The organism is Streptomyces sp. R21 (assembly GCF_041051975.1).
Classification (GTDB): domain Bacteria; phylum Actinomycetota; class Actinomycetes; order Streptomycetales; family Streptomycetaceae; genus Streptomyces.
The window spans coordinates 4,975,864-4,990,420 of sequence record NZ_CP163435.1 but is presented as its reverse complement, the minus strand read 5'-3'; the positions used below and the strand labels follow the sequence as shown (position 1 = coordinate 4,990,420).

The following is a 14,557-nucleotide window of genomic DNA, read 5'->3' as shown; positions in this document are numbered from 1 at the left end:
TTATGGCCGCATTGCCGCTGGTCCCCGGCCTCACTCCCCCTGATACAGCGTCAGAGCGACCAGAAGTGCCCGGTGATCCGTTCCCGAGATGTCGAGGAACGATGCCTTCTTCGCCGAGAAGTCCGGGGAGACCAGGACGTGGTCGATCTGGCTGCCGAGGGCGGGGGCGGTGCGGGCGGGCCAGCTGGGGGTGCGGGGGTTGCCGGCGAGGCGGGCGCTGTCGTGCAGGCCGGTGTCGAGGATGTGGCGGAACGCCGCGTGGTCCTGGGAGGCGTTGAAGTCGCCGGCGAGGATGGTGGAGCCGTTGCTGCCGGCGGCGTAGTCGCGCAGCCGGCCCAGTTCGCGTCGCCAGACGCCGAGCTGGCCGGGCAGCGGGGGCATGGGATGCGCGAGCTGGAGCCGTACGGGGTGGCCGTCGACGTCGGCGACGGCGCCCGGCATGCCCATGGTGCCGCGCACGCCGTCCGCGCCCCGCAGCGGGAACCGGCTCATGATCACGGAGCCGTCGGATCCGGCGCCCTCGACGGACTCCCGGTACGGGTAGGCGCCGCGGCTCCCGCCGAAGGCGTCCTTGAGCGTGCCGGAGCATCCGTACTCGCACTCCTCCACGAACACGATGTCGGGCCGCTCCCGCCGAACGGCGGCGACCAGCGAGTCGGTGCCCCGGCCGAACTGCACGTTCGACGTCAGCACCCGCAGCTCGGCCACGGATTTCCCCGCCGGGTCGCCGACCTTGCCGTACGGCTCGATGAACCAGGCGACCGCCCCCAGCGCCACGACCCCCCACACCATCCCGACCCGCCACCGGGCGAGCAGCGCGAGGGCGAGCCCCACGCCGGCGGGTGCGAGCAGCCACGGCAGGAAGGCCAGGAGCTGGGTCACGGGCGTCATTCCGTCGCTGTCCGCCACCCGGAAGCCGATGATCACGCTCACCCCGGCGAACAGCAGCCCGGCCACCCAGGCCGCGAACACCCGTCCGGGCCGCGGCGGTCTCCCGGCCGCGTCCTGGGACTCCGTCCACTCAGCCGTCGCACTGTCCAAGGCCAGGCCTTCCGCTCGTCCGCGAGGGGTGTGCGAATCCTCCCTCAAAGACGGGCACTTCGGGGCGAAGGTTGCGCCGAGACCTCCCACGGCGCCTCAGGAGTCACCTATGTGGTGACGGCTGGAGTCACCCCCGGTCGTCCACCCGCGCCAGGAACGCCGCCAGCGTCTCGTTGAACTCCTCCGGACGCTCCAGGTTCGGCAGATGGGCGGCCGAGTCGATCACGCGGAGCGTGGAGTCGGGCAGGGCCGCGTGCATCGCCTCCGCGTCGGAGACCGGGGTGTACTCGTCGTCGGCGCCCACCACGACCAGCGCCGGGACGGTGACCCGGGTCAGCAGCTCGCGGTAGTCGGGGCGCTCGGCCCGCCCGCGCAGGGCCGCCGCCGCGCCCTCGGGGGAGGTCGCCGTCATCATGCGGTGTACGTGCGCGGCGACGTCCGCGTCCGCGTAGGGTGCGACCATCTTGTACAGCACCTCGTCGGCGTACCCCCGCATCCCCTCGCGCAGCAGCCGGTCCGCCATGGCGCCCCGCGTCCGCTTGCCCTCCGCCGTCTCGGCGGCCGGGAAGGTGTCGGCGAGGACCAGGCCCCGGACGCGCTCCGGGAACTGCCGGTAGCACTCCATGACGATCTGCCCGCCCATCGAGAGCCCGGCGAGCACGAACTCCCCCACGCCCAGGGCGTCCAGCAGTCCCGCGATGTCCTCGGCGAACGCCGGAAGGGGTGTGACACCGGGGACCACGGGGGACTCGCCATAGCCGCGCAGGTCCGGGGCGATCACCCGGCGCGTCGCCGAGAACGCGCTGATCTGCGGGGCCCACATCGTGCGGTCGAAGGGGTGGCCGTGGATCAGGACGAGGGGCGGTGTCCGCTCCGAGGCCGCGCTCCCTTTGTCGTCGTATGCAAGGAAAGGTGACGATGTGGTTGCCATGATCACGACCCTAGACGCGCCAACTCATCGGTGCAATAAGATCTTTGCCCTCGGTGCAATCCGGGACGGAGAGGGAGAGCCGGAGGGGGAGAGCAGGACATGGACGACTATCGGCGGCTCGCCGACCGCATAGCCGACGACATCGCGCTCGGGCGGCTGCGGCCCGGCGAACGGCTGCCCACACAGCGGGCGTTCGCGCGCCGCAGGGGGATCGCGGGGTCGACGGCCGGACGGGTGTACGGCGAACTGGTGCGGCGCGGGCTCGTCGTCGGCGAGGTCGGCCGCGGCACGTTCGTGCGGGCCGCGCCGGTGCCGTCGGGGCGCGCGCTCGCCGAGCCCGCGACCACCGCGCCGGTCAACATGGAACTCAACTACCCTTCCGCACCCGGCCAGTCGGAGCTGCTCGCGCCCGCCCTGGCCCCGCTGCTCCGCCCCGACCTGCTGACCGAGGTGCTGCGCCCGGCCCCCGTCGCGGGCACCGCACCCGCCCGCGAGGCGGCCGCCGGCCTCCTCGCCACGGCGGGCTGGCGCCCCGACCCGTCCCGGCTGCTCTTCGCGGGCAATGCCCGCCAGGCCATCGCGGCCACCCTCGCCTCGCTCGTACGGCCGGGGGGCCGCGTGGGCGTCGAGGCGCTGACGTATCCGCTGGTCAAGGAGATCGCGGAGCGCCTCGGCATCGTGCTGGTCCCGCTCGCCATGGACGAGGAGGGCCTGCGCCCGGACGCGGTGGCGAGCGCCCACCGCTCCGCACCGCTGTCCGCGGTGTACGTCCAGCCGACGCTGCACAACCCGACCTCGGTGACTGCGGGGCACGGTCGCAGGCGTGAACTCGCGGAGGTCGTACGGCAGTTGGACCTGCCCGTCGTGGAGGACCGCATCTGGTCGTTCCTGCACGACGGGCTCGCGCCGCTCGCCGCACACGCCCCCGAGCGCGTCCATGTCGTCGACGGGCTGTCCAAGCGGGTGGCGCCCGGCCTGACGGTGGGATTCCTCGTCGTGCCCGAGGGGCGGGCGGGGGCCGTCGGCGCCGCGCTGCGCTCCGGCGGCTGGGCGGCGGGCGGCTTCGCCCTGGAGGCGGCGGTGCGCTGGATCGCGGACGGGACGGTGGACCGTCTGGTCGCCGCCAAGCGCGCGGACGCGACGCTGCGACAGGGGCTCGTCGCCCGGTATCTCGCGGGCTTCACCGTGCACGCCGATCCGCAGGCCTACTTCGCCTGGTGGGAGCTGCCGAAGCCATGGCGGGCGGACACCTTCGCGGCGGCGGCCGCGGCGCGCGGGATCGCGCTCACGCCGGGCCCGGCGTTCACGACGGCGGCCGGGTCAGGAACGGCCCGGTCAGGAACGGCCCGGTCAGGAACCGCCGGGTCAGGAACGGCTGCGTCAGGAGCGTCCGTGTCAGGAACGGCCGCCGCACCGGACTGCGTCAGGCTCGGGCTTGCGTCGGCTGCTCCGCCGGAGCTGGAGCGAGCGCTGCGGACCCTTGCCGGGCTCGCGCGATCCGCGCCGTGAGCAGGGCGCCCAGCGCCACCGTGAGGCCCAGCCCCAGCAGCAGCCAGGAGACCTGGCGGAGCGTCTCGGTGAGGGCGTCGTACACCGCACCCGCGGCCGTGCGGGACACCCCGTCCGGCAGGTCGGCGAGGGTGAGCCGGCGGCCGATGGCGACGGCGACGGCGAGGAGCGCGGCGCCCAGCGCGGTGCCGAGCCCGGTCGCGAGCACCGCGCGGCGGCGGCAGACGGCGGCGAGGATGCCCGTCGAGGCGAGGACGGCCGCCGTGACCGGCAGCCAGAAACCGGCTACTTCGAGCACCTGGAACCCCTTCCTGAGCTGAGCCGCGTCCTGCGAGCGCAGCACCGTGGTCGCGGTGTGCTCGACGGGGATGCGGTCGGCCAACGGCATGTGGTCGTCGGCGAGTTGGCGCTTGACCTGTTCGGTGACGGGCGCGAGGTCGATGGTCACGTCGCTGTCCTGAGCGCTTCCGTGACGGCCGTGACCGCCTTCGCCGCCCTCGCTGCCGCCTCCTTCGTCGCGCAGGGACCGCATGACGGCGTCGTGCGCGGCCCGGTTCGCGGCCTGCCACGCCGTGCGGAAGGCCGGGGTGTGTGTGAACGAGCGCACCGCGTCCCGCACGAAGGAGTGCACCGGCCCCTGCAGCGGCGGCCCCACGTGGACCTCGCGCATGATGCCGTCGGCGATGCCCGCGGCGATCGCGTCGCGCACGTTCCGGTCCCCGGCGAGCGGCGCCATCGCGGCCTCGTAGCGGCCGCTGTCGCCGATGCCGTACGTCGCCCAGGCCGAGAGCGCGCCGAGCGGCGCGAGCAGACAGGCGAGGCCGATCAGCACGGCCGACAGGGCGCTCCGGACACGGTGAGGCACTCCACCAGGCAAGGCCTCCGCGATGCCGTACGCGAGCTGTTTGGCTGCATATGGGCGCATATGACAAGCCGAAAGTGTGGCCGAGGGGGAGTCGGGGGGCAGCGAGGGCCGGAACCCCAAGGGGGAGCTGCGGAGACTCTCCTCCGGTGGAGGGCTCACCCGAACGGGTGTTTCCTGGAGCTGGGGAAAAGGAGGTCGATCATGCGGACCACCCCGGCCCTGCGGACCCTTGCCGCGGCCCTTTGCACCGGCGGTGTTCTGACCGTCGTGGCCGCAGGCACCTCGGCGGCGGCAGCTCCGCCGACGCAGACCATCACCGGTGGCGGCGGCCACCACGGCCATCACGAACCGATCTGGGGCACCGTCGTCTCGCGCGGCGAACTGAACCTGCGGGAGCAGCCCACCACGAACTCGCCGGTCGTCGGCTCCCTCCCGTCGGGCAGCCAGGACCGGGTCCGGTGCGCCGTACTCGGACAGAGCGTGTTCGGCAACCCGTACTGGTTCTGGCTCGTCGGAGCGCAGGCCTGGGCCAGCGCCGCGTTCGTCGACACCGGCGACCAGGGCGTGCCGAGCTGCGACCCGTGCCCCGGCTGGAAGGACGACTCCTGGAAGAACAACTCCTGGAACGACGGCTCCCACAGCGACTCGTGGAGTTCGTCGAGTTCCGGGGCGTGGAGCTTCAGCGCCTCCGGCACCTGGAGCTGGAGCGCCTCGGGCGCCTGGAGCGCGGCGGATGCCTCCTCGAACTCCTGGGGCCAGTTCCCAGGCGGCGGGTGAGTGAGGGAAAAGGAAGAAAGAAGAAACGGGAAGAAAGGGAAGAAAGGGAAAGGGAACAGGGGAATGCGTGAGGCCCCGGCAGCCGTTGCCGGGGCCTCGCGCATGACGTCCAGGAGGTGAGGTCAACTCACCCGGTGTCCCTCCGCGTCCTCGTGCGTGTAGTACCGGTAGAACGCCACGGCGAAGACGCCTGCCGCGACTCCGAGCGACATCATCGTGGACCGCAGGACGGTCGCGCCGGTCTGGCTGTACAGGAAGCCGAACGCGATGCCCGTGAACACCGCCCACAGCAGGGCGTGCTGCTCGCGCTTCAGGAACGGCGCCAGCATGCGTACGCCGATGTAGAGCCCCGCGAACACGATCGCGCAGGTGAACCCGAACAGGACGTTCCAGCCCGTGATCGGCCCGCCGCTGCGGTTGATGGCCGCGGCCCAGAAGCCGTACACGAGCCCGGCCGCCACGGGCACACCCCACCTCGCGGCGGTGTGGGCCTGCGCTCCGAAGATGTCGGGGGTGGCGGGCCTTGCGGTGGTGGCGGTGTTACCGGTCCTGCGTGGTGTTCCTGGTGCCCCTGACGTGGGTGCCGCTTGAGCCATGGGAGCACTCCTCTCTCCTCGCCCCTGCCTACCAGGGCACACCTCGCCCAGGCGGCTGGCAAGTCGGCTGCGGATCGGATCCGAAGGAATGCGGGTCGGGATGCGGCGGCCCTGGCGGCGTGTTTCGCTGACGGCATGAGGCAGGGCGACCGGTGGGCCGTGCTCGACCGGCTGCCGCGCGCCGGGCACGAGACCGCCGCGGCCGAGCGGCAGCGGCTCCTGCGGGTGCACGGCCGCAGCGTCGCCTGGGTTCCGCCGCTGTTCCTGTGTGCCGCCATCGCGGTCGTCGACTGGAACACCACGGGCGAGTTCCGGGTCATCTCGTGGATCGTGCTGGTGCCCGGCATCGCCGCCGCGATCTGCGGGGTGTGGGGCACGGCGGCGTTCGCGGTGCTCTCGCTCCTGACGTACGTCCTCGTGGACAACGCCTGGCCGCACCAGTACCAGACCGGCCTGCCCGACTTCATCCTCGTCGCCCTCGGCGGCATCCTCGCGACGCTGGCCTGCGCGGTGCGGGTCCGCGGCGACCGGCGCATGCTGCACATGCGGGACATCGCCGAGACGACCCGGCGCACCGTGCTGCGCCCGCTGCCGCCCGGCTGGGGCGACCTGGACCACGCGGCCGTGTACCTCGCCGCCGACAGCGAGGCCCGCGTCGGCGGCGACTTCTACGACATCCAGCCGGGCCCGCGCGGCACCCGGGTCGTCCTCGGTGACGTCCAGGGCAAGGGGCTCGGGGCGGTGGAGGCGGCCGCCGCGCTGCTCGGCACGTTCCGCGAGGCTGCGTACCACGAGCCGGAACTCGCCACGGTGGCCGACCGCCTGGAGGTGCGGATGCTGCGGCACGTCCGCTACCGCAAGGCGGTGGGGCGGGACGACGGGGAGCGGTTCGCGACGGGTGTCCTGGTCGGCTTCCCCGAGAGCCGGGACCCCGACGTGGACTTCGTCGCGGTGGTCAATTTCGGGCATGAGCCGCCGCTCGTGGTCGCCCCCGACGGTGTACGCCGCCTGCCGCCGGGGGACGGACTCCCGCTGGGGCTCGGCGATTTGGTGGACGGACCGCCCCTGGTCCTCAGGGTTCCGCTGGCCCCCGGCGAGACCCTGCTGCTGGTCAGCGACGGCGTGACCGAGGCCCGTGACGCGCAAGGGGCCTTCTACCCGCTGCGGAAGCGGGTCGCCGAGGCCGTGTCCGCCGACCCGGGCACGGCCGAACCGCAGCGCCTGGTCGCGTTCGTGCGCGACGGCACGCTGCGGCACTGCGGTGGGCGCCTCGCCGACGACACGACGGTCTTCGCCGTACGACGCCCGGGGCCGGGCCCCGTCACCACCCGGTCAGCAGCAGGTGATTGACCAGCAGCGCGAGTACGGCCTGGGCGGCGAGCCAGGCCCGCGGAGCGCTCAGGAACGCGCCCGCGGGCAGCAGCCACACCGCGAACGGCAGCCAGATGCGCTCCGTCTCCGCCTTGCTCATGCCGGAGAGGTCGGCGATCAGCAGGGCCAGCAGGGCGGCCACGACGAGGAGGGCGAGCCGCCGGTCGTGGGGGTCGTGCGGGGCGCGCAGGGAGACCGCGGCCCGCCGCACGCCCGCCGCGGTGGCGAGCCCGGTCATCAGCACCGTGCACGCGAGGTTGGCCCACACCCAGTAGCCGTACGGCCGCACGCCGCCCGCGCCCTGGCGGTAGCGGGTGACCAACAGGCGGTACGCCTCCCACCAGTCGAAGCCCGCGAGCGTGAACACGGTGGGCACGACGGCGAGTCCGGCGAGTCCGCAGAGGAGGAGGGGCAGCGGGCGGGCGCGGGGTCGGGGCCCGTCGCGGCCGAGTACCAGCACGGCTGCGGCGATCACGACGACCAGCGTGAGGCCGTACGAGAGGTAGAAGGTGAGTCCGAAGAGGAGCCCGGCGGCCGTGGCGCAGGTGCGGGGTGCGTGTCCGGTGACCGCGAGGGCCAGCAGGGCGAGGGCCCAGGCCGCGACCGCCGCGAAGTATCCGTCGGCGGACGTGCCCGCCCACACGGCGCTGGGCGCGAGCACGAGGAACGGCGCCGCCCGCCGCGCCAGGGCCTCGCCGGCCAGCAGCCGCACGGTGACGAGGACGGCCACGCACGCCGTCCCGCCGACGGCGATGCACCAGACGCCCGCCCAGGCGCCGCCGCCCAGCCCGATCCGGTCGAGGAGGACGAAGGTGAGGGTCGACGCCGGGGGGTGCCCGGCGACATGGGGGGGCCAGTGGCCGGGAGAGTCCAGCAGGATGTGGTGGGTGAAGTCCCGCAGGGTGCCGGGGATGTCGTCGAAACGGTCGATGACCTGGAGATACTCGTACCTGGTCGTCAGCTTCCGGGCGATCCCGCGCCCCCACCCGTCGATGAGCGCGAGCCCGAACGTCCACACCACGGCCGACGCCCACGCCGTCCCGAGCAGCGCCCGCCAGGGCAGCCGGGCTGCGACGGCGGGCCCGTACGCCACGACGACGAGGGCGACGACGATCGCGACCGGAGTGCCGGGCCCCACGTGCGGAGCCCAAGTGGCCAGCAACGGCGGCCAGTTCACGAACAGCGTGCCGTCCGCGTGCTGGACGGCGGTGCCCACGAGCGCGGCGGCGAGGACGAGAAGGGCGGCGGCGAGGGCGGCGCCCAGGTCGGGGAGGAGGGCGGGAAGGCGTGCGACGCGGGGACGTGCCTCGCGGCGGCGGGCGTCGGTGGGGTGATCGTCGGCGCGGCCGGTGTCGGTGGAGCGATCGTGGTCGCGGCGGGCTTCGGTGGGACGGCCTTCGTCGCGGCCCGTGTCGGCGGGTCGGGTGGTGGGATCGTCCGGCTGGGTGGCGGCGTCCGGGCGGGTGGCGCGGAGGTGGTCGCGGTTCACAGGGGAACGCTAGGTCGGGGTAGGGCGGCCGAAGGGGTCACAGCACCGGACGTCAGCGTTTCGTCATCAGTCGTGGGCCCTCTTTCGGGGGTGCCCCTGCCTACGGTCGGAACATGCGCGACCACAAGCTCCCCACCTCCCCAGGGTTCTGGCGCAGCCCCCTGCGCGGCCCCTGGTTCACGTCCGTGCTCGGCCTCGTACTGCTCCTCGGGATCACGGCCCTGTTCGTGACGGGACTGGTGTCGTACGCCGCCTACAACCCGGACCTGGCGCCGGTGAACGACAAGACCCCCGACAAGGGCCTGCTCGGCTTCTACCTCTTCTCCTGGCCGACCGACCCGGTCTGGCTGTACCGGCTGAACCAGGGCGTGCACGTCGCCCTCGGGCTCGTCCTCGTCCCCGTGCTGCTCGCGAAGCTGTGGTCGGTGATCCCGAAGCTGTTCGCGCTGCCGCCCGCCCGCTCGATCGCCCACGCGCTGGAGCGGATCTCGCTGCTCCTGCTGGTCGGCGGCGCGCTCTTCGAGTTCACCACCGGCATCCTGAACATCCAGCTCGACTACATCTTCCCCGGCTCCTTCTACCCCCTGCACTTCTACGGCGCCTGGGTCTTCTTCGCCGCGTTCGTCGCGCACGCCGTGCTGAAGACGCCCGCGGCCCTGCGCAACATCCGCACCCTGCGCGAGGAACCCGGCGAGAAGCCGCACGAGGAAACCGACGAGAGGGCGAAGCCGCGTGAGGAACCCGACGAGTTGGTGTCGCCGAACCCCGTCGAGCCGACCGTCTCGCGGCGCGGCGCCCTCGGCCTGGTCGGCGGCGCCTCCCTGCTCCTGTTCTTCACCACGGCCGGCCGCAACTTCGACGGACCGCTGCGCGAGACCGCCGTACTCGCACCGCACGGCGGCCCAGAACCGGGCACCGGCCCCAATGGCTTCCAGATCAACAAGACGGCCGCCGTGGCGGGCATCCGCACGGCGGAGACGACCGAGGAAGCATGGCGGCTGGTCGTCACCGGCCGCACCGGCACCGTACGGCTGAGCCGCGCCGAACTCCTTCAACTCCCCCTGCACAGCGCCGCGTTGCCGATCGCCTGCGTGGAGGGCTGGTCGACGTCCGACCAGTGGTGGCGGGGCGTACGGCTGCGGGACCTCGCGGCGCTCGTCGGTCACGACGAGGAGGGCGCGCCCGACGTGCTGGTGGAGTCCCTCCAGCGCCACGGCGCGTTCCGCAGGGCCGCGCTGCGCGCCAACCAGGTCCGCGACCCGCGCTCCCTGCTCGCCCTGTACGTCAACGGCGAGACCCTGACCCCCGACCACGGCTACCCGGCGCGGATCATCGTGCCCGCCGCCCCCGGCGTGCTCAACACCAAGTGGGTGGCCGGGATGACGTTCGGAGACCTGTGATGCGAAGGCCCCTGATGAACCAAAGGCTCCGGCTTCCGGTTCGGCTTCCGGTCGGCAGCCTCCTTCAAATCCTTCTCCTGGCCTGCTCGTTCGCGCTCGCCGCCTACGCGGGCGTACGGCTGCTCGCGGACGACTGGTTCGAGGTGGCGCTCTGGGTCGTCGGCGCGGCCCTGCTGCACGACCTGGTGCTGCTGCCGCTCTACGCGGTCGCCGACCGGGCCGTCACCCGGGGGCTCGCGGGCGTCGGACGCCGGGAGTGGACGCTCTACGTCCGCGTCCCGGCGGCGCTCTCCGGCCTTCTGCTGCTGATGTGGTTCCCGCTGATCAGCGGGCAGGTCGCGGACAGCTACGCGTCCAAGACCGGCCTGTCCGGCGACGGCTTCATGGCCCGCTGGCTGCTGATCACGGCCGTGCTGTTCGGTGGCTCGGCGGCGCTCCTGGCATTGCGCTCGCTTCGCTCGCGGCGGTCGCTGCGGTTGCGCAGGGCGGCGAAGGAGCGGCCGCCGGTCGTCCACTGATCGGCGGGGTGCCAGCCGGTGCGCAGCGCGTGCCGCAGCAGGGCCGGGGTGCCGAGGCGGGCCCAGAGGAAGGGCGCGCCGGTGGCACCCCGGCCGTCGGCGACGCGCACACGCACGCGCTCGTCGACGTCGTCCACCGGCACGGTCTCGGCGATCAACAGCCCGCCCGGGGCGAGGAGTTCGGACATCCGCCGGAGCAGGGCGCGCGGGTCGCCGCCGATGCCGACGTTGCCGTCGACGAGGAGGGCGGTGCCCCAGCGGCCCTCGCCGGGCACCGTCTCGAAGACGGACCGCCGCAGGGCCTGTCCGCCGACCCGCACGGTGTGCTCGACGGCGGCCTCGCTGACGTCGATGCCCAGTGCCCGGCGCCCCTGCCCGGCGAGCGCCGCGACCAGCCGTCCGGGCCCGCACCCCACGTCGAGCACGGCGCCCTCGCAGCGCCGCAGCAGGTCCAGATCGGCGGCGTCGGCCCCGGCGCACCACCGCTCGACCTCCAGCGGGAGCAGCCAGCCGTCGGTGCGGCGCAGGAAGAGAGGGCCGCGGCCGGTGCGCAGGGCGTCGGCGTAGGGGTCGGCGCACCAGGCGCCCGCGGCTTCGGGGCCGGTGTCCGTGTCGGTGTCGGTGTCTGTGCCGCTGTCGGCCACGGTGGTCATCGGGCGACGCCCGCCGTGCCCGCGGTCAGCCGGGCCAGTTCCGCCGCGAACCGCCCGTGCGGCGCGTCGGCGGCGACCACCTCCGCGTCGTACGCCGTGTCGACGTCCCGCAGCCGCGGCAGCTCGCGCACCCGCAGGCCCGCCGCGACGAGCCGCTGCCGCTGTACGGCGCCGGTGGTGTCCGTCGACATCGGGACGCCGCGCAGCAGGTCCGGGTCCGGTGCGGCCAGCCCGAGCGCCCAGAACCCGCCGTCCTCGGCGGGCCCGAAGTACGCGTCGCACTCCGCCCAGTCGGTGGCGAGCAGCCCCGGCTTCACCTGCGGTGTGTCCATCCCGACCAGCAGCGCCGGCCCCGCGCACCCGGCGAACGCCGCGGCCAGCCGCTCGTCGAGGCCGCCTTCGCACTGCGCTACGACGTCGAAGCCGGGCGGCAGCCAGGGCCCGGGGGCCCCGTCCAGCACCAGCACCCGCCGCCGGGCGGGCGTCGCGAGTACGGCGTCCAGCGTGTCCCGCAGGGCCGCTTCGGCGAGCGAGGCGGCTTCCTCGGGGGTGAACGGGGGTGTGAGCCGGGTCTTCACACGCCCCGGCCGTGGCTCCTTGGCGATGACGAGCAGGGTGGTCACTGAGGGTGCCTCCGGTGTGGTGGGTGGCTGGTGGGCCCTACGGGGTTTTCGTCACGGCCTCGGCCAGCACGCGCCGCATGTCCACCACCGCCTGCCAGGTCCCCCGCCAGGTCCCCGTGACCTTGGAAGCCCCGGCCCGGGGCAGATACGGCACGTCGTGCTCGACCACCCGCCACCCGGCGTCAGCCGCCCGCACGACCATCTGCAGCGGATAACCACTGCGCCGGTCGGACAGCCCGAGCCCAAGCAGCGCTTCACGCCGAGCGGCCCGCAACGGCCCGAGGTCGTGCAGTCGCAACCCCGTACGCCGCCGCAGCAGATGCGAGAGCGCGAGATTCCCCGCGCGGGCGTGCGCCGGCCAGGCGCCCCGCCCCCGAGGCCGCCGCCGCCCGAGCACAAGATCGGCCCCGCCACCCCGCACCTCGCGCACGAACGGCACGAGGAGCGACGGATCGAGCGAGGCGTCGCAGTCGCAGAAGCAGACGATGTCGGCGGTGGCGGCGGTCAGCCCGGCGTGGCAGGCGGCGCCGAACCCGCGCCGCTCCTCGCGCACGACGGTCGCACCGAGCCCGCGGGCGATGTCCGCGGAGCCGTCGGTGGAGCCGTTGTCCACGACGATCGCGCGCCAGCCGGGCGGGATCCGGGCCAGCACCCAGGGCAGCGCGTCGGCCTCGTCGAGGCAGGGCAGCACCACGTCCACACCAGGCTCTTCGGGGTTCACGGGAGAGGTCGTCACGGCTTTCACCCTACGGAGACGAAAAAGACATTTCCGACTCCCGCTCCTTACGAAACACGGACGTCCACGCCGTACGGCGCCCTCCACGCGGGCACGGTGCGACGCTGGTCATATGCAGCAGCCGCACGAAATGCCGCAGCCGAACGAATCACCTCCGCGGCCCCCCGCCCCGTCGGCCCCCGCGAGGGTCCTCGTGGTGGACGACGACCCCACCGTCGCCGAGGTGGTCTCCGGCTACCTCGACCGCGCGGGCTACGCCGTGGACCGCGCCGGCGACGGCCCCGCCGCGCTCGCGTGCGCCGCGGCGCACTGGCCCGACCTGGTGGTACTGGACCTGATGCTGCCCGGCATGGACGGCCTGGAGGTGTGCCGCCGGATACGGAGCCGCGGCCCCGTGCCCGTCATCATGCTCACCGCCCGCGGCGACGAGGACGACCGCATTCTGGGCCTGGAGGTGGGCGCCGACGACTACGTGACGAAGCCGTTCAGCCCGCGCGAGCTGGTACTGCGCGTCGAGTCCGTGCTGCGCCGCACCCGCCCCGCGACCCGCCCGCTGCGCCCCCTGAGCGCGGCCGGTCTCACCGTCGACCCGGCGGCCCGCCGTGCCACCAAGGACGGGGCCGAACTCGCCCTCACCATCCGGGAGTTCGACCTCCTCGCGTTCTTCCTCCGCAACCCCGGCCGCGCCTACAGCCGCGAGGACCTGATGCGCGAGGTGTGGGGCTGGGACTTCGGCGACCTGTCCACGGTCACCGTGCACGTCCGCCGCCTGCGCGGCAAGGTCGAGGACGACCCGGGCAGACCCCGCCTGATCCAGACCGTGTGGGGGGTGGGCTACCGCTTCGAGGAGCCCACACCCGAAGCGGACTCACCGGTCGCACAGGAGCCGTGAGCCATGCACGACACACTCCTCATCGCCCTCTTCGCCTTCCTCGGCGCCGCCGCGGCCGGGCTGCTCGGGGCGTTCGCGCTCCGGGTGATCCGGCGCCGCTCGCTGACCGCGTCGCTCGCCGTCGTCGCCGTGGTGGCGGTGACCGCGATGCTCGCGGGCACGCTGGCCGTGGCGTGGGCGATGTTCCTGTCGCCGCACGACCTGAAGGTCGTCACGACGGTCGTCGCGATGGCCGCGGTGGTCTCCCTCGTCACCGCCCTGCTCCTCGGCCGCTGGGTCGTCGCCCGCAGCCGGGAACTCACCCTCGCCGCCCGCTCCTTCGGCGACGGCGGCGCCTTCGCCGCCCCGCACGGCGCGGCGACCGCCGAACTCGCCGCGCTGGGCCGCGAGTTGCAGACCACCAGCGCCAAGCTCGCCGAGTCCCGCGACCGCGAACGCGCCCTGGAGACCTCCCGGCGCGAACTCGTCGCCTGGATCTCGCACGACCTGCGCACCCCCCTCGCGGGCCTGCGCGCGATGTCCGAGGCCCTGGAGGACGGCGTCGCGGCCGACCCGGACCGCTACCTCCGCCAGATCCGCACCGAGGTCGAACGTCTCAACGACATGGTCGGCGACCTCTTCGAACTCTCCCGCATCCACGCGGGCGCCCTCGCGCTCTCGCCCTCCCGGATGTCGCTGTACGACCTCGTCGGCGACGCCCTGGCGGGCGCGGACCCGCTCGCCCGCGAACTCGGCGTACGGCTGGTCGGCGACCGTATCGAGCCGGTGCCGGTCGAGGTCGACGGCAAGGAGATGAGCCGGGTTCTGGGCAACCTCCTCGTCAACGCGATCCGCCGCACCCCCGCCGACGGCACGGTCGCGGTCGCCGCGGAACGCTCCGCGGAGGGCGTCGTCCTGTCCGTCACCGACGGCTGCGGCGGCATCCCCGAGGAGGACCTCCCGCGCGTCTTCGACACCGGCTGGCGCGGCACCCACGCCCGAACGCCCCCCGCCGGAGCGGGCCTCGGCCTCGCCATCGTGCGGGGCATCGTGGAGGCCCACCAGGGGCGCGCGGCCGTACGCAACGTCACCGGGGGCTGCCGCTTCGAGGTGACCCTTCCCACCGCCCAGGGGTGAGGGTTTGCACCCGCAGCGGTTACGGTGCTCGCGTACGTGA

The 14,557-nt window shown here is 73.8% G+C and carries 14 protein-coding genes; 6 read left to right on the top strand and 8 right to left on the bottom strand.

The window, feature by feature from the left end; translation table 11 throughout:
* Positions 1-30: 30 nt before the first annotated feature.
* Both AB5J56_RS22170 and AB5J56_RS22165 read right to left on the bottom strand, forming a co-directional pair.
* The gene (locus AB5J56_RS22170) at positions 31-1,041 is read right to left on the bottom strand and encodes an endonuclease/exonuclease/phosphatase family protein (RefSeq protein WP_369234505.1); all 1,011 of its coding nucleotides are present in this window, start codon (positions 1,039-1,041) and stop codon (positions 31-33) included.
* A 127-nt stretch (positions 1,042-1,168) separates the two neighbouring features.
* The gene (locus AB5J56_RS22165; protein ID WP_369234504.1) at positions 1,169-1,972 is read right to left on the bottom strand and encodes an alpha/beta fold hydrolase; all 804 of its coding nucleotides are present in this window, start codon (positions 1,970-1,972) and stop codon (positions 1,169-1,171) included.
* 99 nt (positions 1,973-2,071) lie between these two features.
* Here AB5J56_RS22165 and AB5J56_RS22160 point away from each other — a divergent pair, with 99 nt between their 5' ends.
* Positions 2,072-3,481 (top strand): PLP-dependent aminotransferase family protein, encoded by a 1,410-nt coding sequence (locus tag AB5J56_RS22160; RefSeq protein WP_369234503.1) that lies wholly within the window; start codon positions 2,072-2,074, stop codon positions 3,479-3,481.
* Here AB5J56_RS22160 and AB5J56_RS22155 read toward each other — a convergent pair.
* A complete protein-coding gene (locus AB5J56_RS22155; protein WP_369234502.1) occupies positions 3,396-4,346 on the bottom strand; it encodes a hypothetical protein in 951 nt (316 codons plus the stop codon). The two genes, AB5J56_RS22160 and AB5J56_RS22155, sit on opposite strands and share 86 nt — an antisense overlap.
* Before the next feature lie 201 nt (positions 4,347-4,547).
* On the opposite strand from AB5J56_RS22155, the gene AB5J56_RS22150 reads away from it, so the two are divergent.
* Positions 4,548-5,123, top strand: a complete 576-nt coding sequence (locus tag AB5J56_RS22150; protein WP_369234501.1) for an SH3 domain-containing protein — start codon at positions 4,548-4,550, stop codon at positions 5,121-5,123.
* Positions 5,124-5,245: 122 nt separating this feature from the next.
* On the opposite strand, the gene AB5J56_RS22145 is transcribed toward AB5J56_RS22150, so the two are convergent.
* A complete protein-coding gene (locus tag AB5J56_RS22145) occupies positions 5,246-5,719 on the bottom strand; it encodes a hypothetical protein (protein WP_369234500.1) in 474 nt (157 codons plus the stop codon).
* 135 nt (positions 5,720-5,854) lie between these two features.
* Here AB5J56_RS22145 and AB5J56_RS22140 point away from each other — a divergent pair, with 135 nt between their 5' ends.
* The gene (locus AB5J56_RS22140; protein ID WP_369234499.1) at positions 5,855-7,069 is read left to right on the top strand and encodes a PP2C family protein-serine/threonine phosphatase; all 1,215 of its coding nucleotides are present in this window, start codon (positions 5,855-5,857) and stop codon (positions 7,067-7,069) included.
* On the opposite strand, the gene AB5J56_RS22135 is transcribed toward AB5J56_RS22140, so the two are convergent.
* Positions 7,041-8,354, bottom strand: coding sequence for a hypothetical protein (locus AB5J56_RS22135; RefSeq protein WP_369242700.1), 1,314 nt, complete (start codon positions 8,352-8,354; stop codon positions 7,041-7,043). The genes AB5J56_RS22140 and AB5J56_RS22135 overlap by 29 nt on opposite strands.
* A gap of 338 nt (positions 8,355-8,692) precedes the next feature.
* Here AB5J56_RS22135 and AB5J56_RS22130 point away from each other — a divergent pair, with 338 nt between their 5' ends.
* On the top strand, positions 8,693-9,979 hold the full coding sequence (locus tag AB5J56_RS22130) for a molybdopterin-dependent oxidoreductase (RefSeq protein ID WP_369234498.1): 1,287 nt from the start codon (positions 8,693-8,695) through the stop codon (positions 9,977-9,979).
* Between the two features lie 346 nt (positions 9,980-10,325).
* On the opposite strand, the gene AB5J56_RS22125 is transcribed toward AB5J56_RS22130, so the two are convergent.
* Genes AB5J56_RS22125 through AB5J56_RS22115 form a run of 3 tightly spaced genes read right to left on the bottom strand, consistent with a single transcriptional unit; the run spans position 10,326 to position 12,518 of the window.
* Positions 10,326-11,150, bottom strand: a complete 825-nt coding sequence (locus tag AB5J56_RS22125; protein WP_369234497.1) for a class I SAM-dependent methyltransferase — start codon at positions 11,148-11,150, stop codon at positions 10,326-10,328.
* Positions 11,147-11,773, bottom strand: a complete 627-nt coding sequence (locus AB5J56_RS22120) for a DUF2064 domain-containing protein (RefSeq protein WP_369234496.1) — start codon at positions 11,771-11,773, stop codon at positions 11,147-11,149. Before AB5J56_RS22120 ends, AB5J56_RS22125 begins: the two co-directional genes overlap by 4 nt.
* 37 nt (positions 11,774-11,810) lie before the next feature.
* Entirely contained in the window at positions 11,811-12,518 is a 708-nt protein-coding gene (locus AB5J56_RS22115) for a glycosyltransferase family 2 protein (RefSeq protein WP_369234495.1), read from the bottom strand.
* 121 nt (positions 12,519-12,639) lie between these two features.
* On the opposite strand from AB5J56_RS22115, the gene AB5J56_RS22110 reads away from it, so the two are divergent.
* Both AB5J56_RS22110 and AB5J56_RS22105 read left to right on the top strand, forming a co-directional pair.
* Positions 12,640-13,401: a response regulator transcription factor gene (locus AB5J56_RS22110; RefSeq protein ID WP_369242699.1), complete on the top strand. Its 762-nt coding sequence runs from the start codon at positions 12,640-12,642 to the stop codon at positions 13,399-13,401.
* A 3-nt stretch (positions 13,402-13,404) separates the two neighbouring features.
* Positions 13,405-14,517, top strand: coding sequence for a sensor histidine kinase (locus AB5J56_RS22105; RefSeq protein WP_369234494.1), 1,113 nt, complete (start codon positions 13,405-13,407; stop codon positions 14,515-14,517).
* Positions 14,518-14,557 lie beyond the last annotated feature (40 nt).